Source organism: Bacillus silvicola, assembly GCF_050524305.1.
Lineage (GTDB): Bacteria > Bacillota > Bacilli > Bacillales > Bacillaceae_G > Bacillus_A > Bacillus_A cereus_AT.
Window position 1 is genome coordinate 165,470 of record NZ_JBNGVC010000002.1, and the last position, 19,593, is coordinate 185,062.

Sequence of the window (19,593 nt, forward strand, 5' to 3'; positions counted from 1 at the left end):
CTAACTTTTTTGATAAATCTAAGGTTAGAAGCATATTTCTTGGGATTACTCTTTTTTTGTAGGGATTTTGTTGCTTAGTTTCTAAATTGATTTTTAAATTTATCAAATAAGATTGATTGAATCAGATTCAGTCGTGGTAAAAAACATAGTAGGAGATGACGTATGAAAAGAATATCAAAAGAACCAGATATAAGACGCCAAGAGTTAATGGATATTGGTTTTGAACTATATATGAAAAATGGTATGGGAGGATTTAGCATTAAAGATGTTGTGAATCGTGCGGGTGTAGCAACAGGGCTGTTTTACTATTACTTTAAATCTAAAGAAGATTTTGTTGATGAGACTTTAAATAGCTTCATTGTGAAAAATATGGAGTTAATCGAAGAAATACTTATTTCAAATGAACGGTCTGTAATGCAGAAGATGAAAGATTCTCTAGATATATTTTGGACATTTATTGAAAAATTAGCACCCTATAAAAATATGAGTTCGTTTCAGACGGAACAACATTTTCAACTGGAACAGAAATTATTCACACGAATGCAACCATTAATTCGACAAGTAATTGAAGAAGGAGTGAAAACGGGGATTTTTTATACTGACAACTCATTATTAGCTTCTGGATTTATTTTATACGGTCTTAGCAGTATTGCCCATTCAGAAGTAAAGTTGAGTCTAGATACGAAGCAAGAAATGGTTAATTTAGTATTAACTACACTACGATACGATCAAAAAGAAGGTGAATATATATGAAGATTATTATCGATGGAAACAATATTTCGCAAGAGAAACTTACAAAATGGAAAAGAGAGCGTATTAAAAAAGTATTAAATACATTAGGACATAAAGAGCCTGAAATAAATGATACAGACGCCATGATAAAAAAGCTAACGGAAGTAAAGATGGGATATTCATATAATGAGATGTATGATAAGTTGAAATCAAAACTTAGATTAAGTGGAATAGGTATGCGTATTTGTACTGTTTTATCTGGCGATAGACGAAAATTTTCAAAAACAAGTATCTATTTAGACGGGATTACAGCAGAAGAAGCGATAAATGGGATTGATAGTTTTATGCTTAAACAATCACGTGAAAATGATCAAGTGAATTTATCAGCTTGTCCTGATCACTATGTACTAAGACCCTTTGGGGAAAATGAATTAGAGGTTATCGAAACTACTGGTAATTCTCCGTTTCCGGTTCAATTTTTTATTGTTTATGGTAACGAAACGGGATTGAAGACACCTAGAGATAAGTCTTATCAATACCAATCAACAGGTGTTGCACGTATGAAAGACGGTACTACTATTGGTGGAGTTCGACATCAATTCAAAGATACAGATACTGGAATAGAAGTAAGTCTAGTTGTAGAGTTTCCAGCACTTTGTCCTAATAGTCTTATTAAATCGCATCAAATGCATTTGGCATGTGAGTTTTCTTATTGGCTACAGTGGATTAAGGACCATGAAAAATAGTAAGTGAAAAATGCCTTTCAAATAAAGAAATATACTATTTTTATGAATATAAATCGAACTGTATTTCAAACAAACAGTAACGATGTTCAAACGAATCATATGTGTCTTTTAATAAAACCTAGTTAAATCATCGGGAATGCCTTTGGTTTTTTATTATATAAAAACCTAATTTATTCATTTATATGAATCAGTTCAAGGAGGGGGAAGAAGTGGCAGAACTGTTATTCCCTTTATCAAAAGACGAGAAGCAACAAGAAAATAAAATCGTTGGTGAAATGATAGCTGATGCATATGCTTTAAAAAAATAGTGAGAAATAAAAAACTCGCAATTTTTTAAGCTTGCGGGTTTTCATCGTAAACAATTAATAAATATGGTAAAATTAAGAGGTAACTTAAGGTGCGGTTGGTTGTTCAATTATCACTTCTCCAGGTAGGAGGGGGGTGATAATTCGTGAGTGAAATTACGTTGCTGCTGCAAGGTGGACTGTTTCTCGTTGCATTGTTAACGTTTATTGTCGTCTTAATTGACAAGCTCAAAAAATAACAACCCACCTATGCCTATAGAAAGTGGGTTGTTGTGTTTGTACGAAACAAATAGGATAAATGAACAATCCAATCTGCTAAGTTACGTGGACTAGTGTGTAGCCGCACACTAGTCCTTTTTTATTTATATACAGTTTTTAATTGTTTTATGTGATTGTATTGTTCTTTTCATACTCATTATAACACAGTGTCTTTTCATGAAGAAAGGAGACCGTATGTTCTGGTGTCGATTAAATAGAAGGTTTAGTTTCTTTAAATAGCCCGTCCATATACTGTTTTAAGCTTTCTACAAAAAATCCTTTTTTGTCTACATTATTTACGCCGACAATTGGTGATGGAAGATCGTACCTTTTTTCTGATAAATGAACAACAACGTCAAAAATATCAAATAGGCGAATGAAGCAGAACAGCCCGTCTTTATCACTAAGTAAAATAAAGTAATGGTTTTCACTCGTGGTATTTAATGTATTCCATAAAGAACTTTTGCTTAAGTCACGAACGATACTCTTTTCCTTTAATTCCATGAAATCGGCATTTAATAGAATGGTAGAAATATCAATCGCATCTGGATCGTCAAAGTAGCCATCAATTGTTTGTACAGCAAAAGTATAAGCCATTTTTAATACACTCATTTTATATTTACGGTTATCTAAAAGCAATTCACGTTGAATAGAACTAGCTACTTTTGTTACGCGCTCTTCTTTCCAAATTTCATTATGTAATGAAATATCGTGCTTTTTACATAGTTTCATAATTAATGCATTGGAATAAAGTATTTCATCACTTACTTCGACTACATCCGTTTCAGCGGCCGCCAGCTCCTCACCATGTTCATTCGTATAGAGAGGGGAGTCGATTTGTTTTTTCATTTGCTCAATCTTATATTGACTTAATTTATGTCTAATTAAAGGACGGTCAATATTTGTTGTCATGTGTTCATGACAGGAATCACAAATGGAGTTTGTGAAATAATATCCACATAATATCTCTGGTATGACATATTGTTCACTAAGTTCTTTCGTATCTTTTCTGCAAATGATGCATTGGGTCATATTTATCACCTTTACCTACAAATTTGTATGCAATCTCATTGTAGTGTATTTAAAGGTATTTTGGAATATTGTAAAGGAAAATATTATGTAAAATTCATGTTTATTTTGGTACAATGAAAAGAAGTGCTAGTTTAAAGGAGGATGTTTTTTTGAAATCGAAAGTGCACTTTTGGACATTAGAAGTGCTGATGGTTGTAGGAATTATATTTATTTGCACAAAAATATCGTTTCTATTTCAACCGATTGGTATCTTCATATCAACATTATTTTTCCCAATTTTAATCGCGCTATTTTTATACTTCATTTTTAACCCATTGTTAGTCTTTTTGGAGAATAAAAAAGTACCGAGAGGTTTAGCGATTTTACTACTGTATCTTTTTATCATTACATTAACTGGAGTTGCTATTGGAGTAGTTGTTCCAACAATCTCACAACAGCTAATGGATTTAGTGAAAAACATGCCGACTTATATAAAAGAGGGAAAAGTATACATACAAGATCTATCCCATCATAGATTATTTGAATGGCTATCTACACAAAACTACGTTTCCATTGAGACAATTGAGAAAAATGCAATTGAATACTTAAAGGAAATACCAAACACACTTACGTCGAGTGCAACGGCTTTATTTGGTATTATCACGAACGTAGCATTAGTTATTTTTACAGTACCGTTCATTTTATTTTATATGTTTAAAGATGGACATGCATTTCCAGGTAAAGCCGTTAGTGTATTACCAGAGTCTTACCGTGAAGAAGGACTTCGTATCATAAAGGAAACGAACGAAACATTATCTGCATATATTCAAGGTCAAGCACTCGTTTGTATGTTTATTGGCGCCTTTACATTTACTGGTTATTTAATCATCGGTTTACCGTACGCTTTCGTTTTAGGGATCATCGCAGCACTTACAAATATAATTCCGAACTTAGGTCCTTTTATCGGAGCAGCACCAGCTGTTATTGTCGGTCTATTCGTATCTCCGATGCAAGCTCTGTACGTAATTATTATTGTAACAATTGTACAGCAGTTTGAAAGTAACATCATATCTCCACGTATTATGAGCTCGAAATTAAACATTCATCCGTTAACGATTATTATCCTTATTTTAGGAGTAGGTAACTTTGCTGGAATTATCGGAATGATTTTAGCGGTGCCTGTTTATGCGGTAACGAAAACAGTTGTTTCGAACCTAGTGAGATTGTTTAAAACGAAACGAAGTAATCGGAAATAGAAAAAATTAGGGAAGATACACCGCTGAAAAAGTGGTGTATCTTTTCAAATTTTTAGAGTGTATGAAAGGCGTATTATTATATATTTTTTACACATCAAATTAACTACAACGCATGTATAAAGTATTCCTGTTAAACTACGTGGAATCCCTCTGAACTATCCAAATCATTTCTTTACACCGCGTTATTAACATCATAATCGACTCCTAATTTCAAATAATTATAGGTGAGTGCAGTACTTGCTTCTACGATCACGAATTTCATCTATAATCTTTTTATACTGTTGCTCTTGTTTAATTTCATTTTCAGAGATAGTTTCTTTTTGAATCGTAATGGTTAAAAAGAAAAGGTGAAACTTCATACATGAATTCCTCCTTTCAAATCGGGATTACAGGTGACTACAGTAATGACTTTGTCGTTCTTTTACGTTGTCCATAGCCTGTTTAATTTGTTGTTCATGAAGCATATCAGACTTAGAAAATTTATTTTTTTGAATGGTAATCGTTAAATAGAATACTTTGAATTTCATTGGCTTATTGCCCCTTTATCATTTATTTAGTAAAGACGATTGTAATAAGAGGACTGGCGCTCTTTCACATCATCCATAATATTTTTAATTTGTTGTTCACGTAAGATTTCAACTTTTGAAGGTTTACGTTTTTGAATGGTAATCGTTAAAAAGAAAGCTTTAAATTTCATTAGGATATTGCCCCTTTATCATTTATTTAGTAAAGACGATTGTAATAAGAGGACTGGCGCTCTTTCACATCATCCATAATATTCTTAATTTGTTGTTCACGTAGGATCTCAGCTTTTGAAGGTTTACGTTTTTGAATGGTAATCGTTAAAAAGAAAGCTTTAAATTTCATTAGGATATTGCCCCTTTATCATTTATTTAGTAAAGACGATTGTAATAAGAGGACTGGCGCTCTTTCACTTCGTCCATAATGTTTTTGATATGTTGTTCACGTAAGATTTCAGTTTTTGAAGATTTACGCTTTTGAATGGTAATCGTTAAAAAGAAAGCTTTAAATTTCATTAGGATATTGCCCCTTTAAAAAGTATTTTTAATACATTTGTGTATAATACGAACTTTTAATGTCCGTTATTTTATCCATAGTTTGTTTTAATTGTTGTTTATGAAAGATTTCAGCTTCAGATAAAGTTTTTTTCTGAAGTGCAGTCGTAAAAAAGAAAATATGAAAAGTCATAAGCGAATTCCTCCTTTCGAAAAGGAATTACAAGTGATCGCAATAATGTGCTTGGCGCTCCTTAACACGATCCATTGCTTTTTCAATTTGTTCATTATGAAGCATTTCAGCCTTTGAAAGTGTGTTTCTTTGAATCGTAATACTTAAAAACAATACGTTAATAGTCATCGAATGTTGCTCCTTTCTTAAAAAAATAATGTAAGAGACTAAAAAATCGCACAAAAAAGCCACAGGAAGATATAGTTCTCCTATGGCTAGGCGTGAAAAAGCCACAGGAAAGTATACGACCTCCTGTGGCGAATTTATGAATTAATAGAAATAAAGTACGATTTTCAATTCTCCATTAGGGTGGTCGAATTCATATTCAATTGTCCGAAAAACACAGGTGCAGTTAACGCTAAAGTTAAAGCATGTAATTGTAATTTCATCATTTCCTTCGACCTCCTTTTAGAATATTTTTCTTACGTTAGTAAGTATATACAATTAATGGATAATTGTAAACATAAAAAGTGAAAATTTTTAATTTTGATTAAAATGCGTATATTTTGAAGGGTTTTTAATGGATATATTGTATTACTCGAATTATATATAGAAAATGGGGGTGTCTAATGAACTATATGAATAAAATAGCGGGTGTTATGCTAACAATTTTTTTATTTGTTACTGCTTGTTCTAACGGAGGGAGAATAAAAGAAATATCAGATATTGGACCAGCGGATTTTAAGAAATATACGTGGACGTACGTTGGAAATAATTCTGATGTGTCTGCAATTGTTAAAAGTTTACCTGGTGGTGAAACAGTTCAAAGTATAAGCTTGAAAAATGAGAAAGTCGCAGTGAAATACGGTGAAAAAAAGAACGATAAATTAACAGAAGATATGATTGAGACGTATTGGTTTGACGAAAAGGATACGATGAAAAAGAACTTTCTCTTTAATGCTATTTATCTTGCAATTTTAGTACCAAATGCGAAAGGGTATGAGTTTCAGTTGGAAACTAAGAATTTTACACTGAAAAGAGAAGAACTCTTACCTATACTGTATAAAGAATTTAATGATTTTCCGAAAGGTGATCAAATATGGAATAAGGGAATCATAATGAACTTCTTTTATGGTAATTTAGAAAAAATAGTAGCGCTTGTTAATAATAAAGATTTCCGGAAACAATTCTTTGATGAACATCCTGTGCGGGAATCTAAGTGATATGGAGGAAGATGTGGTTATTTAACGATTGAAAATACGGACATTTTTCAAAGGGAGTCATTCAGTATCGAATGATTCTTTTTTTGATGAAAATTATGGAAAAAAATATAATGTTGTGCTATGGTTAATTACATAAGTAATGAACCTATGAACCTAAGGTGGTGAAATCGTGAAACCTACTCTAGAACAAAATAAGTTAATATACATACAAATTGCAGAAACAATTGAATCTGATATTTTAAAAGACATATTACTTGAAGAAGAACAAGTTCCGTCGACAAATCAATTTGCGAAGATGTTACAAATTAACCCGGCTACAGCTGCAAAAGGAGTAAATCTACTAGTAGATGAGGGGATTTTATATAAAAAGAGAGGGATCGGGATGTTTGTTACAAAGGGAGCAAAAGAAGTCGTACTAAAAAAAAGACAAAATACTTTTATGACCGAGTATTTACCTAAAGTTTGGGAAGAAGCAAAAGTACTAGAAATATCAAAAGACGAATTGATGGACATGATACACAAAATTACGAAGGAGGGGAAAGAGTAATGTTTGCACTTGAAACGAAAGATTTAACGAAAAAATATAAAAAGAAACTATATAAGTTGAATTAAAAGGTTACAGCTACTGTTTGTCGAAATATAATAAGTAACATATATTGACAAATGGAGCGGAGCAAAATGACACATGTACACCAAAACGAAAAAGAAAGCCTACTTGTAGCAATGAAAACGACTAAAACGAAACGAATGTATGAACGTTATCAAACGATCTATTTCTATGTACAAGGCTTTTCTATAAAAGAAATAATGAACATGATTGGTCGTTCTGAAAAAACAATCTATAATTATGTGAATGCTTACAAAGAAAAAGGATTGCATGGCTTACTCATGGGACAATCAACAGGAGCACCACGTAAATTAGCCCCTGAACAAGAACAGGAGTTAGTTCAAGTGATTGCATCTCATCTACCCGTTGATGTTGGATTTCCAGCTAAACATAATTGGACTTTATCCATTATCGCTTCTTTCATTAAAAGAGAATGGAACGTAAGTTACACACTTCGCGGGGTGTCTCGACTTTTACATGATTTAGGGCTTAGTTACACAAAACCGACGTATACATTAGCGAAAGCAGACCCGGTGAAACAACAAGAGTTTAGGGAAGTTACCTTCCCCGCCTATAAAAAAAAAACTTTTAAACGAGGAGATTGACCATCTTCTGTTTCAAGATGAGTCCATGATCCGCGATTACCAAGCACTGCAGCATACATGGTTTTTAAAAGGAAAACAACGCAGTATTCCTACTTATGGGAAACACCAAGGTGTTAAACTTATTGGTACACTTAATTATGAAACAGGTGAGTTAGTTTGTGTAGAAGAGGAGCGGTATGATGCCGAAGCATTTCTTCGTTTTCTTCAGCATGTACTTGAACTGTATCCCAACGGGAAAATAGCTCTTATTCTAGATAATGCGCGTATTCATCATGCGAAGCTCATCCAACCACTTTTAAGGAAACACTGTCATCGCTTAGAATTAGTGTTTTTACCTCCCTACAGTCCCGATTTAAATTTAATTGAAGGGGTATGGAAATGGCTCAAATCAGACATCATTCATAATGTTTTTTATTCATCGATTTATGAAATTCAAAAAAATGTACAGGCTTTTATTCAGGAATTAAATCGCACACCTGAAAAAGTGATCGATCGATTATGCATTCGATTGTAATCTTTTAATTCAACTTATATAGCTGTAAATGAAGTAACAATTTCATTGGAAGAACATAAAATATATGGTTTGCTTGGAAGAAACGGAGCGGGGAAAACAACATTATTAAACCTTCTTGCTGGTCAAATTATTTCAAGTAGTGGAAGTGTAGCTGTATTTGGCGAAAATGTATTTGAAAATAGTAAAGCGATGCAAAATATTTGTTTCGTAAAGGTGAAAGAAAACATTAATTTAAGTAGTAAGGTAAAAGATGTTTTTTATTTGTGTAACATGTTTTATGAAAATTGGGATCAAGAATATGCTGAGGAACTTATTAAAAAATTTCAATTGAGTGCAAAAGAAAAATATTATGATTTATCCCATGGTATGCAAACAATTGTTGGTATTATTAAAGGTTTAGCTAGTAGAGCACCAATTACTATTTTTGATGAGCCGACTACCGGTTTAGATGCAGCACATCGAGAGTTGTTTTACGAATTGCTATTGGAAGATTATAGTGAATATCCACGAACAATCATCTTATCAACACATTTAGTTGAGGAAGTGTCCCATGTTATAGAAAATGTAATCATATTAAAAGAAGGATCATTAGCTGTTCAATCCTCTGTGGAAGATTTTTTAGAAAAAGGACACATAATATCAGGACATAAAGATAAAGTGACAAATTTTTTAATGGGGAAAAATGTTGTAAAACAAGAGTTGTATGGGAATAAAGAGATTTCTGCGATATGGGAAGATCTTTCTGCTAGAGATTATGAGCTGATAGAAACTGAAGGGTTAGAAATAGACAGAGTAACACTGCAAAAACTATTTATTTATCTAACAGATAATGAGGTGAAATAAAAATGCTTTTAAAACAATTAAAGTTACATATGAAATTTCATTATAAGGCTGTTCTAATCTTCTGGTGTGTGGCATTACTTATAAAATGGACAACAACTGCAACTGATATAAAGGGACTAAAGGTAGCATTTTTACATGATATCTTCAATAATTCATCTATTGCAATTGCAATATTTATTGTGGCAAGTGTTTTTCTTGTTCAAGATGACATATTTCGTACAGTTGTCTCATTTGGTGTTACTAGATTACAATTCTTTATTGGTTCAGTATGTTTTATCATATTACAATCAGTAATTTTTTCATTTCTACAAGTTTTGCTTTTACAAGGTACATTCTATGAAACGAAACATATAAATTTAGGAGCACATACAATCGAACAATTCTTTGCACAGTTCGTGTTCTATCTATTATTAGCTAGCTTATTTCAATTAACAACTATTTTTCAAAAAAGATTTAATTGGATAGGCTTTGCTTTTAGTGTGATTTTTTTCTTGGGGTTGACGAGTACAATTTATGGTAAGGTAGGTTTGAAAGAATTGGTATTTATTGATAGTAAATCGTTACTTGATATACCTAATTTTATATCAATTTCGATAGTGCTTATTTTAATATACTTTATAATTAGCGCTCTATTTATTCGTAAAGTTTCTTTTGAGGATGCGATTTAAGTACAATTACTTTAAGAGAGAAGGAAGACTGTATGGGAGATACTTCTTCACTAATAACCGTCTTTTTATGCGTAGCATTGCTGATTTTTTGGCGACGATATCGTTCTATGTATAAGCCGATAAAGGGAAAGGGAAAACGTATTTTGTGGCCATTACTATTTTTAACACCAGGTATTTTATTGTTTTTTGGTCCAGTACACCCAGCTATATTACAAGTGACTATAGCAGTATTCATTGGGGGTCTTTTCGCCGTACCACTTATATTTCTAACAAATTATGAGCGAAGAGAAGATGGGAACATTTATACGAAAAAAAGTGCAGCCTTTTTAATTACCTTTATTGGAATTGTTATTTTAAGATATGGTTCAAGACAATATATTGTTGACTTAGATCAGCAAACAATAGGTTTATTATTTTACGTAGTTGCAATATCATATATTATTCCGTGGAGAATTGCTTGTTATATAAAGTTCAGGAAAGTTTGGCGGGAAAATAATAATCATGCTATATGAAAACTTCTCATTTGAGAAGTTTTTTATTTTTCTATGTAAGTGAAATAACTTGTTGAAGTGCAAGCTACCATGCAATATGATAAATATAAAAAATTGAGGAGAGTGGGGGATATAAAAATGCGTACAATTTTACTTTTTCTAAATAACATGTCTACTGATGAGATAGAAAGTATTCGAGAAATACACGATCCTTTATTTGGTTTAATTCCTCCTCACATAACAATTGTATTTCCTTTTGAAAGTAATATTTCAAATGATGAATTGAAATCACATATTTCGAATCTGGTAAAAGGGATAGGTACAATTGAGATTAAGTTTGCAAGTGGTGTAACTAGTATAGGAGACTATTTATTTTTAGAAATTGAGCAAGGAAAAGAACAAATAGAAGAGCTACATGATAAATTATATACAGGACCATTACTACCACTTTTGAGAAAAGACATTCCGTACATACCCCATGTAACAGTCGGAAGAAAAGAAAGCTCGCAGTTAGCTACTGAACTAGCAAGGGATCTTCCTTGTTTTCATAAGAAGCTACACTGTGTAATCGATAGAATTAGTGTGGAACGTATTGGGGAGAACGGAGAATCAATTATTGAATTTGAAGTACCATTATAAAAAAGCTGACAAAAGTCAGCTTTTTTATTTCGTAACATGGAGCAAAGCACCAATTGCACCACTATACCCATCATCTTGTATAAAGACTGGTATTTTATTTTGATATTCTGTATAGCTACTTATAATGTTTTGAAGGTGTACGTTATTACTTAGGGTAGAACCAATGTAAACGATATGTTCAATGTTTTTCGCTTCGGCGAATTGAAGGCTTAATGCTGTGACGACTTCACCGACAAGTCCTTGAACGGTTGCGATTATATCTGAACTACTAAAATTCGAGTCTGTAATGGCTGCTTTCCCAAAGTTGCTAGCTGTTAAGCTATTATCGATAGGAGAGAGAATACCACCATAAATATCTCCAACTGTAATATCTAGACTTTTTCTTGAACCTATTTTTGTAAGAGGAATTACGTCTTCAAAATGATCTAAATTTGTTAATAGCTTTGAAAGTCCCATAATTGTACCGCCGCCAACTCCAGTTCCGCCAGCACGAACATATTGCTTGTCATAAACGTAGTGAATAGATGTACCTGTACCGATATTTGTTAATACAAAATTATTGATAGTTTGTTGTTCTTTGTTTAGGATATAGTGAACACCAGTTATAGTAGCGTCGAATTCATTTAATGTTACTGTCTCATATGAATCCGAAAGTAGATCTTGCAATTGGGCCGATTTACCACCTGTAATGCATAGTTTTGTAATGAATTTGTTTTGATGAAGCCACTCTTTAATCTTTTGGTGGTCATATGAATAAAATTTTTCAAAAGATATTTTATTCTCTACGTTATAGTAAACAATTTTCGTTAATGTTCCTCCAGCATCAATCCCGATAGCACGCTGCATTTTTCTACTCCTAACTATGTGTTGTTTAATCAGCTTGATAAATTAATAGTTTCGCCATTGTAACAATTGGTTGGCCGTTAACAGTTGCAGTTCCTTTGCCGAGAATAAAACCTCGTCGGTTACGTGTTAGCTCATAATGTAAATCTAGTTTATCACCAGGATACGCTTTTTCATGAAATTCAACTCCATCTAAAGAGGAGAGGAAACCTAACCCATCAGATTCACTTGTGCTTACAAATGCACTAAGTTGGGCAAGTGCTTCTACAATTAACATATGAGGCATGTGGTTTTGACTTTCATTAATAAACCATTCGTTATTTGTAATTAGTTTGTATCCTGTAGCTAATTGAGATTCTTTAATGTTTGTAATTTTATCGATCATTAAAAATGGATAGCGATGGGGAAGAGTATCTTTAATATTCATACCGTACCTCCAGTTAATAATAATACCCCTGCAAAAGTTAAGCAGGGGGAGTTGTAATTAATTTTTAACTAATTCATCTACTTTTTCAAGAGAAAAAATACCGCTATTTCTAATGTTTTCAACAACTTGTTGTAACACTTGTTTATCTTGAACGAGTGCAATACGTACAAAGCCTTCGCCGTGAGGACCAAATGCATGACCTGGTGTGACAACGACATTCGCACGATCCATAAGTGCATAAGCAAACTCTAGAGAGGTCCATCCTTTCGGAATTTCAGCCCAAACGAACATACTTCCAGCTGGTTTATCGACATTCCAACCAAATTGGCGGAATCCATCTACTAAAGTATCTCTACGTTCTTGGTAAATTCCACGGTTTTTCTCACAAAACGAAGCGCCGTGTCGTAATGCAGCGGATGCAGCTTTTTGAATTGGTAAAAACACGCCGTAATCTGTATTAGACTTAAATTGCGTAAGCGCACCGACGATTTCTTCGTTACCAATCATATAACCAATACGGCTACCAGCTAAACTATAACTTTTAGATAAAGAATTAATTTCAACGCCAACTTCTTTTGCGCCAGGTACAGATAAGAAGCTAATTGGCTTTTGGCCATCAAAATAAAATTCAGCATAAGCAAAATCATGGACAACGATAATATTATGTTTTTTCGCGAATGCGATTACCTCTTTAAAGAAATCTTCATGAGCCATTGCTGGAACTGGATTTCCTGGGAAGTTCAAAATCATCATCTTCGCTTTATTGGCAATTTCTTCAGGGATAACTTCTAAGTTAGGTAAGAAATCATTTTCTTTCTTTAATGGCATGTAGTAAGATGTTGCGCCGGCCATTTGAATTCCTGTTTCATAAGCCGTATATCCTGGATCAGGAACTAATATAATATCACCCGGATTTGCAAAAACCATCGGTAAATGAACGAGTCCGTCTTGTGAACCCATTAATAATAAAACTTCTTTTTCAGCATTTAATATAACGTTATGAGTGTTGTTGTAATATTCAGTTACAGCTTCGTGAAATTCTTGTATGCCTGTTAATGTGTATCCATAGCTTTCTTTTTCACTCGCCGTATGTACCATTGCTTCTCTTACGAAATCAGCAGGAGGCATATCGGGATTCCCGATACTTAAATCAATCATTGTATGACCTGCTGCAATTTTCTCTTTTTTATAGGCCCCTAATTCACTAAATATAGAAGATTGGAATGCTTTCATTCTAGTTGCTAACGTGTAAGTCATCAAAACCCCTCCTAAAAACAGTGTTTTCTTTCTGCGTTTTTAATTATTCTGAAAACACATGTTTACATTTTATCATTTTTTTATGAAAATTAAAACGATTGACAAATTTAGAGGGAGGGATTGGAATAAATGTCATACTTCATAAGGTGATTATTCTTCCAATTTTTCTAGAAGAGGGTGGCTATATGATAGATCAGCTAACTTAAAAGTTTATTACATATTTCATCTCATATCATTTAAGAGGTTTTGTAGTTTTTGTTAATAAAATCTCGCACGTTTTGAATGAAAAAGAACACGAAAAACATACCTAATATGCCGCTTATCCAATAGTATGAATTTCCTGTAGTGAATTTTTCATAAAATGAAATAGCGTTCCATATGATAAGGGCTACTGAACAAATTGTTGATATAATTAAAGAACTTAAGCTTCTCAAAATAAGCACCTCACAGTAATTTGTTTTATTATATAATTTTACATTCAAATTAAAAGATTTAAAAGGGGGAATATATTTTTAGAGGAAGACGTCTAAAATGAAATAACGCAGAAAATACATTCTGCGCTTTTGTAGTACTTGAAAGTTGCTGAATTCTAATAGTTAATTATTTATTTTTTTATATGTACACATTTTCTCAGCATTCATGAAGTATACATTTAATTTATTATCGACAACTTTTATAGATTGATCTGATGTAAACGAGTTACCGTAATCAATGTGATACACGTTAGAGTTTTTTACAAATGATCCTTTATATAAATCTTCTTTTTTATTCGTTGTATGCATCTTTACTAAGTTTTGAACAATTTTTTCTTTCTTTTCTTCTTTTACAACTGTTTCAAATTTATAATATACAGGGCATTCACCTTTTTTATTATCAATGACCTCCCAAGAGCCGTATATATCATTATTGCTACATCCACTAAGTAGAACGACTAATATAGGAAAAATAAATAGAAGCTTTTTCATTGTGTACTCCTTTCTTATTAGTTTTTATAAACGTGCGAATACGATAGGAATATTGTAAAAAATAAAGTTTAAATTTTTATAAAGAATTTTTAAATTTCACATAAAAATTTGGAGAAAGGTGAAATTTTCAAAATAAAAAGGCATGAATCTAGTGTAATGCCAGATTCATGCCTAGTAATCTATCTTATGTTATGTTTTTTGAGGATAAATGAAGCGGAAAGAAGAATGACAATTCCATTTACAATATATACATTTACAATAACAAAGACTAGGTTAGCTGCTCCCAAACCATCTTTATCGAATATAGTGGTGAATGCTGTAGTAGTCAAAAAGATAATGGGAGTTAACAATAAAAATAGGAAACCTGCAACAATCCTTCTTTTAAAGTTATTTTGAGATAAGGAAATGGCTAAAAAATTAAGGACGCCAAACATGACCAATGAAAAAAGAAGGATAATTAATAATTGGATGCCATCAGACATTTCCACAGCTCCTTTTTGAAAAATCTATAATTTATTTTATTCGAAAGTAGTTGGGGATAATCCTTTAAATATTTGAATTACATAAAGAAAATAGATTTTAATCCTTGAAATTCAAAAAGAATGGACCCAGTAAAATACGGGATCCATTCTTAAGAAGTATTAGTTTTATAAATTCGCAGATTGTGACGATTGTTTTTCAAATTGTTTCTGCTTAGAAAGGGAAATAAAAATAATTACTAATGAAATGAAACCAAAAATTAGAACCATATACTGTAATCCAATCGTATCCAAGAAGAAGCCAGTGCCGAGCAAGACGATTTGGAACATAACTCTTTCAAACATATTACGGAATGAGAAGAGACGTCCGTGATAGCTTTTTTCTACTTTTGTTTGGAAAATTGTCGACATAATAGGGAAGAAGCAGCCAACACTAAATCCAAATAAACCAAATGAGGCAAGAGCCATCCATTTTATATCGCTAAAGAACAAGGAAAGATGTGCAAAAGCGGTACAAAATGCGAAGAAATATAGTAATTTTTCAGGCTTGAAATGCTCAGATAAACGTTTAATTACGAATGCACCTAACATAAACGCTACACCTTCAATTGTATATATGAATCCTTTAATCGTCGGATCATGTTGTATTTCGCTAATGTTAATAACCATTAAATTGAATCCAGCTATAAATAAAAGAGGGATAATACTTAATATAAGTGCTTTAAAAGCAATAGGGATTCCTTTTAAAATACGAAATACTTCCATAAAACTATTATCTTTAGCAGATTGTTTACTTGATGTAGCAGATTTTTTATCTTCAAATTGCAGGAAGAAAGTTGAGAAGAATAATAAAGCGTATGCTGCCATTGAGAAGGCATACATATACTGTAAACTCATTACAACTAAAAGAATTCCACCTAGTGAAGTACCTGCAATACGAGCGATTGTACCGATATTCATATGTACACCATTCATTTGTAATAGCTCATGTTCATTAACGATGAGTGGGATTACAGATTGTAATGCAGGGAAATAAAAAGCTGCTGAAATTTGAAGTGCAATCATAAAAGCAATCATAAAAGCGATACTTTCATATTGAATAGCGAAAAACATAAAAATAACACTCATAACACGACCAAATCCAGCGTAAAGAAGAACTTTCTTTTTTTCATACTGATCAATTACTCGACCAGCCATTGGACCAACTAGAACGCCAGCTAACAGCCCGATAAATAATATAACTGATTTCATGAAATCAGAAGGGACGTATTTTTGCATAAATTCAAGGTTACCAAGAATACCAAGCCATAAACCGAGACCAGCAATAAACTCCCCAATTAATACAATCCAAACGTTTTTATTACGCCACATAATTAAAAACCTCGCAGTCATTTATAATTTACAAATCGTATATAAAACCTCCTTATTTATCCGTTATTTTTTAACGTGCTTTTTTACAGTCAGAGTCTATATTACGTGTTTCATTAGTGGATTTCAATTTTTTTGATTTGTAAAAAAATTACTTTGTTAAGTACTGAAATAAGCAATTCAAAATGTAAAAAAACTTATGCTTAAATACCAATTGATAGTAAAGATAAACATAGAAAAAATAAAAAAGCAAGAACGTATATACTACGTCTCGCTTTTCTTAAATACAAAATTAAACAATAAATTTACTTAGCAACACTTATGATCTTGTCCAATAGCTAAACCGCTAAAAGACAGAGGACCAACAATGTCTGCACTTGCACCACTAGTAAGGTTTTCTACAGTTAATGAATACTCGTGAGTCCCGCAGCTAACATTTTGATCTATAGCTTGAAATGTTTGTGCGTAAAATTGTTCAGAACCTGTAGATTCAATCCCTACTTGGGCGTTGAAGATTTCTGTATTGTCACGAAAAATTCTAAATAATATTTGTGCAATGTCAGTTATACCTTTAACCCCAACTGTTGCAATTAATTCTACTCGATTATTACGTGAATCTCTTCTTGAAATTTTTAATTTAATATTTGCTAGAATTGCTTTTTCTGGGGAATCGGGAATTGTAAAAGTTGTTTCACCAGTTTTATTTAAAGGTTGAGTAGCTTGGTAATCAATGATATGAGTCATATTCGTCACCTCCTCATATACTAAAATATGAAGGTAACGATGAATTAGCTTGGACATATACTATAAGATTTTAAAATAATTGAGGAGTAATGTTGAATATAGGGAGATAATATAAAAGCATCAAGAAAAAATCCCAATTATGAGAGTCATTTTTTGATGCTTTTCGTACTTTAGGCAGAATATTCTTCTTTACGTACTTCGAAGAATTCATTCCGGCGTAAGTAATTAAAAATTTTTTCTGAAACCTCTTCTTCATGAGACACTAAGAATCGATGATCAAAAGCATAGAAAGATTGACCTTTAATTAATTTTACGTAGTATATTTTACACGCCTCCTTTAAATTAGGATTCTTAAATACTTTATATTATGATGACCTATCTGGTTGTTAATAATACTTAAAGTTTAAAAGTGGGATGTATAATTCAAAAAAACATTGAAATAGCTTACAAATTTGTAATGTTTTTGTCACCTTTACCGATAGTTAAAATTAACCAATATCTTCTATACTACAAATAAGTTACATAAAACTAGGGGGTAGAAAGATGGAGGAAGTAATTGGAGAAGTTGTAGCGGGGATTTGTGAGTTTGTAGTTGAAGTTACTGCGGATGCTATAGGGAATTTAGTGTCCGGAAATGATGAAAAAAAAGAAGTATTATAAAATTTTGTAAAGAGTTTAAAGACGAATAACGTGTAAAGGCTGATTTCTAAAGGGAAGTCAGCCTTTATATTTTTTACATTATATTAATGTTATTTAAATATTCATTTGTTATGATGTTACTGAAAACAATAAAGGAGCTGATCGATATGAATGTACTGAATTCTGGATTTGATGTATCCAATTCGCGTACGATTGTGGCGAATATAGATGAAAAGGAATATCACTTTATTGTTCGTGAACATCCACTAATAGGAAAGGTTATAGCGCTTTCTGAAAATGGGAAAGAATATGGTTTAATAGATAAGCAAATCGCTAGTAGGGACAGGTTTATTAGATCAGAACTTACTAAGTTGCATCATTTTAACATAGATATACTTTATGATACCCCAGGATGGATATGGGTTGGTATGGATCAATTTGGATTGTATGCGAGAGAGGCTACTTATAAGGAAGTGGAAGTTCTTATGAAGTTAAAGGAGGATATAAATTTTTTAGACATAAATGTATGTACTCTAATGTAAGAGATGTTTTTCAAGGTTACGGGATAAGTTCTCGTAACCTTTTTTGTTTTGTAATTAAAAATGTAAGAGTTATATTTTTGGGGGATACTAGTACTCTTATACAAGGAATGGAGCCTAAAAAAGGATTTGAAATTATATAAAGAGAACTTATTAATTATATGAATACTTATAGAAAGAAGATGATAAAAATGAGTAAAGAAGAGCTTGTGAAACAACAATTTGGTAGTAATGCAGAAAAGTATGTGAAAAGTAAAATACATGCAAATGGACCGGATTTACAATATGTAGTTAAGCAAGTTGAAACTCGTCATAATACTCGTCTTCTTGATATTGCTACTGGTGGGGGGCATGTTGCAAATTTGCTAGCCCCAATGTTTAAAGAAGTAGTCGCTCTTGATTTAACAGAAAAAATGGTAGAAAAAGCAAAAGGTTTTATAGAGGGGAACGGGCATGAAAATGTGTCTTTTGTAGCAGGAAATGCAGAAAGTTTGCCATTTGCTGAAGAATCCTTTGATACAATTACATGTCGAATTGCAGCACATCACTTTGTTGATCCTTTGCAATTTATTATTGAAGTCAATCGTACGTTAGAAGATAATGGTTTATTTATATTAATTGATAATGTTTCACCAGAAAATAATGAATTTGATACATTTTATAACTTTATCGAAAAGAAGCGAGATCCGAGCCATGAACGAGCTTTGAAAAAAACAGAATGGATTACTTTATTAGAAAAACATGGTTTACAAATGCAATCATGCATTACTTTTGACAAGAAGTTCGATTTTGACTGGTGGTGCGATATGATGGATGTGCCAGTACAAAAGCGCGTAAAGTTAACAGAGTGTATGATGAAAACATCAAATGAAATGCAGGAATTCTTTAAAATCAAATTTGAAAATAATAAAATAGAGTCATTTTATACTGAAATGGCACTGTTCGTATGTAAAAAAAGTTCAACATTAAAAAGATAAATTTCTTGCAGTCTTTCCGAAGTACGTTATACTTAGTACAGAGAAAATGAGAATTGAGGAATAGTAACAATGATTCGTGTACGTATTGAGGGAACTGAGGAAGAGATGATTGAATTTTTGAAGAAAATGCCTGACATTCCTGGATTTGAAAAAACACATATGAGAGAACCGAGAAAAGGGAATAATCCAAAATATGATTCAAGCAAAAATGTACTAGCATATTTATCTTATAAGAAGATTGAAGTCGCCAATAAATAGGCGGCTTTTTT

General features: G+C 32.2%; 30 protein-coding genes and 2 pseudogenes. 15 read left to right on the top strand and 17 right to left on the bottom strand.

Annotation, left to right across the window (positions count from 1 at the left end):
- The first annotated feature begins 162 nt into the window (after positions 1-162).
- The 4 genes and pseudogenes from ACP6L7_RS07790 to ACP6L7_RS07805 all read left to right on the top strand — a co-directional run bounded on the left by ACP6L7_RS07790 (position 163) and on the right by ACP6L7_RS07805 (position 2,022).
- A complete protein-coding gene (locus ACP6L7_RS07790; protein WP_097830462.1) occupies positions 163-753 on the top strand; it encodes a TetR/AcrR family transcriptional regulator in 591 nt (196 codons plus the stop codon).
- Positions 750-1,478: a hypothetical protein gene (locus ACP6L7_RS07795; protein WP_097830463.1), complete on the top strand. Its 729-nt coding sequence runs from the start codon at positions 750-752 to the stop codon at positions 1,476-1,478. The genes ACP6L7_RS07790 and ACP6L7_RS07795 overlap by 4 nt, the downstream gene beginning before the upstream one ends.
- A 194-nt stretch (positions 1,479-1,672) precedes the next feature.
- Positions 1,673-1,786 (top strand): annotated as a pseudogene (locus ACP6L7_RS07800) (alkanesulfonate monooxygenase); the annotation flags it as partial.
- Positions 1,787-1,929: 143 nt separating this feature from the next.
- Positions 1,930-2,022: a putative holin-like toxin gene (locus tag ACP6L7_RS07805; protein ID WP_001290205.1), complete on the top strand. Its 93-nt coding sequence runs from the start codon at positions 1,930-1,932 to the stop codon at positions 2,020-2,022.
- Positions 2,023-2,251: 229 nt separating this feature from the next.
- Here the strand turns inward: ACP6L7_RS07805 and ACP6L7_RS07810 are convergent, their stop codons facing one another.
- Positions 2,252-3,073: an HNH endonuclease gene (locus tag ACP6L7_RS07810; RefSeq protein ID WP_097830465.1), complete on the bottom strand. Its 822-nt coding sequence runs from the start codon at positions 3,071-3,073 to the stop codon at positions 2,252-2,254.
- A 149-nt stretch (positions 3,074-3,222) separates the two neighbouring features.
- Between ACP6L7_RS07810 and ACP6L7_RS07815 the strand changes: the two genes are divergently transcribed.
- Positions 3,223-4,308, top strand: a complete 1,086-nt coding sequence (locus ACP6L7_RS07815; RefSeq protein ID WP_000837890.1) for an AI-2E family transporter — start codon at positions 3,223-3,225, stop codon at positions 4,306-4,308.
- A 218-nt stretch (positions 4,309-4,526) separates the two neighbouring features.
- Here the strand turns inward: ACP6L7_RS07815 and ACP6L7_RS07820 are convergent, their stop codons facing one another.
- From ACP6L7_RS07820 to ACP6L7_RS07850, 7 genes are read right to left on the bottom strand one after another with little or no spacing between them, the layout of a single operon-like run.
- Positions 4,527-4,667: a YrzI family small protein gene (locus ACP6L7_RS07820; protein WP_097830466.1), complete on the bottom strand. Its 141-nt coding sequence runs from the start codon at positions 4,665-4,667 to the stop codon at positions 4,527-4,529.
- Positions 4,668-4,694: 27 nt separating this feature from the next.
- Positions 4,695-4,835, bottom strand: a complete 141-nt coding sequence (locus ACP6L7_RS07825; protein ID WP_097830467.1) for a YrzI family small protein — start codon at positions 4,833-4,835, stop codon at positions 4,695-4,697.
- Positions 4,836-4,861: 26 nt separating this feature from the next.
- Positions 4,862-5,005: a YrzI family small protein gene (locus ACP6L7_RS07830; RefSeq protein ID WP_098519725.1), complete on the bottom strand. Its 144-nt coding sequence runs from the start codon at positions 5,003-5,005 to the stop codon at positions 4,862-4,864.
- A gap of 26 nt (positions 5,006-5,031) precedes the next feature.
- Positions 5,032-5,175 carry a YrzI family small protein gene (locus ACP6L7_RS07835; RefSeq protein WP_002147208.1) on the bottom strand — a complete coding sequence of 48 codons (144 nt, stop codon included), beginning with the start codon at positions 5,173-5,175 and terminating at the stop codon, positions 5,032-5,034.
- Positions 5,176-5,201: 26 nt separating this feature from the next.
- Positions 5,202-5,345, bottom strand: a complete 144-nt coding sequence (locus ACP6L7_RS07840; RefSeq protein WP_097829484.1) for a YrzI family small protein — start codon at positions 5,343-5,345, stop codon at positions 5,202-5,204.
- Positions 5,346-5,373: 28 nt separating this feature from the next.
- Entirely contained in the window at positions 5,374-5,517 is a 144-nt protein-coding gene (locus ACP6L7_RS07845; protein ID WP_097829483.1) for a YrzI family small protein, read from the bottom strand.
- 27 nt (positions 5,518-5,544) lie between these two features.
- Positions 5,545-5,685: a YrzI family small protein gene (locus ACP6L7_RS07850; RefSeq protein WP_097829482.1), complete on the bottom strand. Its 141-nt coding sequence runs from the start codon at positions 5,683-5,685 to the stop codon at positions 5,545-5,547.
- 440 nt (positions 5,686-6,125) lie between these two features.
- On the opposite strand from ACP6L7_RS07850, the gene ACP6L7_RS07855 reads away from it, so the two are divergent.
- The 7 genes and pseudogenes from ACP6L7_RS07855 to ACP6L7_RS07885 all read left to right on the top strand — a co-directional run bounded on the left by ACP6L7_RS07855 (position 6,126) and on the right by ACP6L7_RS07885 (position 11,086).
- A complete protein-coding gene (locus ACP6L7_RS07855) occupies positions 6,126-6,719 on the top strand; it encodes a DUF4825 domain-containing protein (RefSeq protein ID WP_097829481.1) in 594 nt (197 codons plus the stop codon).
- 169 nt (positions 6,720-6,888) lie between these two features.
- Positions 6,889-7,266 (top strand): GntR family transcriptional regulator, encoded by a 378-nt coding sequence (locus tag ACP6L7_RS07860; RefSeq protein WP_097829480.1) that lies wholly within the window; start codon positions 6,889-6,891, stop codon positions 7,264-7,266.
- A 131-nt stretch (positions 7,267-7,397) separates the two neighbouring features.
- Positions 7,398-8,445, top strand: a pseudogene (locus ACP6L7_RS07865) (IS630 family transposase).
- Between the two features lie 18 nt (positions 8,446-8,463).
- Positions 8,464-9,288 carry an ATP-binding cassette domain-containing protein gene (locus ACP6L7_RS07870; RefSeq protein WP_430529026.1) on the top strand — a complete coding sequence of 275 codons (825 nt, stop codon included), beginning with the start codon at positions 8,464-8,466 and terminating at the stop codon, positions 9,286-9,288.
- Positions 9,289-9,290: 2 nt separating this feature from the next.
- Positions 9,291-9,956 carry a DUF4052 family protein gene (locus tag ACP6L7_RS07875; RefSeq protein ID WP_097829478.1) on the top strand — a complete coding sequence of 222 codons (666 nt, stop codon included), beginning with the start codon at positions 9,291-9,293 and terminating at the stop codon, positions 9,954-9,956.
- 32 nt (positions 9,957-9,988) lie between these two features.
- Positions 9,989-10,468: a CcdC family protein gene (locus ACP6L7_RS07880; protein ID WP_097829477.1), complete on the top strand. Its 480-nt coding sequence runs from the start codon at positions 9,989-9,991 to the stop codon at positions 10,466-10,468.
- Positions 10,469-10,585: 117 nt separating this feature from the next.
- Positions 10,586-11,086 carry a 2'-5' RNA ligase family protein gene (locus ACP6L7_RS07885; RefSeq protein WP_097829476.1) on the top strand — a complete coding sequence of 167 codons (501 nt, stop codon included), beginning with the start codon at positions 10,586-10,588 and terminating at the stop codon, positions 11,084-11,086.
- Between the two features lie 24 nt (positions 11,087-11,110).
- Here ACP6L7_RS07885 and coaW read toward each other — a convergent pair whose 3' ends face one another.
- From coaW to ACP6L7_RS07930, 9 genes are all read right to left on the bottom strand, one after another.
- Positions 11,111-11,932, bottom strand: a complete 822-nt coding sequence (gene coaW / locus ACP6L7_RS07890) for a type II pantothenate kinase (protein WP_097829475.1) — start codon at positions 11,930-11,932, stop codon at positions 11,111-11,113.
- A gap of 25 nt (positions 11,933-11,957) precedes the next feature.
- On the bottom strand, positions 11,958-12,356 hold the full coding sequence (locus tag ACP6L7_RS07895) for a 3-hydroxyacyl-ACP dehydratase FabZ family protein (RefSeq protein ID WP_097829474.1): 399 nt from the start codon (positions 12,354-12,356) through the stop codon (positions 11,958-11,960).
- 57 nt (positions 12,357-12,413) lie between these two features.
- Positions 12,414-13,613, bottom strand: coding sequence for an LL-diaminopimelate aminotransferase (locus tag ACP6L7_RS07900; RefSeq protein WP_141533387.1), 1,200 nt, complete (start codon positions 13,611-13,613; stop codon positions 12,414-12,416).
- A 236-nt stretch (positions 13,614-13,849) separates the two neighbouring features.
- Entirely contained in the window at positions 13,850-14,047 is a 198-nt protein-coding gene (locus ACP6L7_RS07905; RefSeq protein WP_097829472.1) for a DMT family transporter, read from the bottom strand.
- A 162-nt stretch (positions 14,048-14,209) separates the two neighbouring features.
- Complete coding sequence (locus tag ACP6L7_RS07910; RefSeq protein ID WP_097829471.1) at positions 14,210-14,578, bottom strand: hypothetical protein; 369 nt, start codon at positions 14,576-14,578, stop codon at positions 14,210-14,212.
- Positions 14,579-14,757: 179 nt separating this feature from the next.
- Complete coding sequence (locus ACP6L7_RS07915) at positions 14,758-15,060, bottom strand: hypothetical protein (protein ID WP_097829470.1); 303 nt, start codon at positions 15,058-15,060, stop codon at positions 14,758-14,760.
- 165 nt (positions 15,061-15,225) lie between these two features.
- On the bottom strand, positions 15,226-16,428 hold the full coding sequence (locus ACP6L7_RS07920) for an MFS transporter (protein ID WP_097829505.1): 1,203 nt from the start codon (positions 16,426-16,428) through the stop codon (positions 15,226-15,228).
- A gap of 306 nt (positions 16,429-16,734) precedes the next feature.
- Positions 16,735-17,169: an exosporium protein ExsC gene (gene exsC / locus ACP6L7_RS07925; protein ID WP_097829469.1), complete on the bottom strand. Its 435-nt coding sequence runs from the start codon at positions 17,167-17,169 to the stop codon at positions 16,735-16,737.
- Positions 17,170-17,339: 170 nt separating this feature from the next.
- On the bottom strand, positions 17,340-17,492 hold the full coding sequence (locus tag ACP6L7_RS07930) for a YqbF domain-containing protein (RefSeq protein ID WP_080001761.1): 153 nt from the start codon (positions 17,490-17,492) through the stop codon (positions 17,340-17,342).
- A gap of 483 nt (positions 17,493-17,975) precedes the next feature.
- On the opposite strand from ACP6L7_RS07930, the gene ACP6L7_RS07935 reads away from it, so the two are divergent.
- The 3 genes from ACP6L7_RS07935 to ACP6L7_RS07945 all read left to right on the top strand — a co-directional run bounded on the left by ACP6L7_RS07935 (position 17,976) and on the right by ACP6L7_RS07945 (position 19,582).
- Positions 17,976-18,350, top strand: coding sequence for a hypothetical protein (locus tag ACP6L7_RS07935; RefSeq protein ID WP_097829467.1), 375 nt, complete (start codon positions 17,976-17,978; stop codon positions 18,348-18,350).
- A 188-nt stretch (positions 18,351-18,538) separates the two neighbouring features.
- Positions 18,539-19,324 carry a class I SAM-dependent methyltransferase gene (locus tag ACP6L7_RS07940; RefSeq protein WP_097829466.1) on the top strand — a complete coding sequence of 262 codons (786 nt, stop codon included), beginning with the start codon at positions 18,539-18,541 and terminating at the stop codon, positions 19,322-19,324.
- 69 nt (positions 19,325-19,393) lie between these two features.
- Complete coding sequence (locus tag ACP6L7_RS07945; RefSeq protein WP_097829465.1) at positions 19,394-19,582, top strand: DUF3970 family protein; 189 nt, start codon at positions 19,394-19,396, stop codon at positions 19,580-19,582.
- The last annotated feature ends 11 nt before the right edge of the window (positions 19,583-19,593 follow it).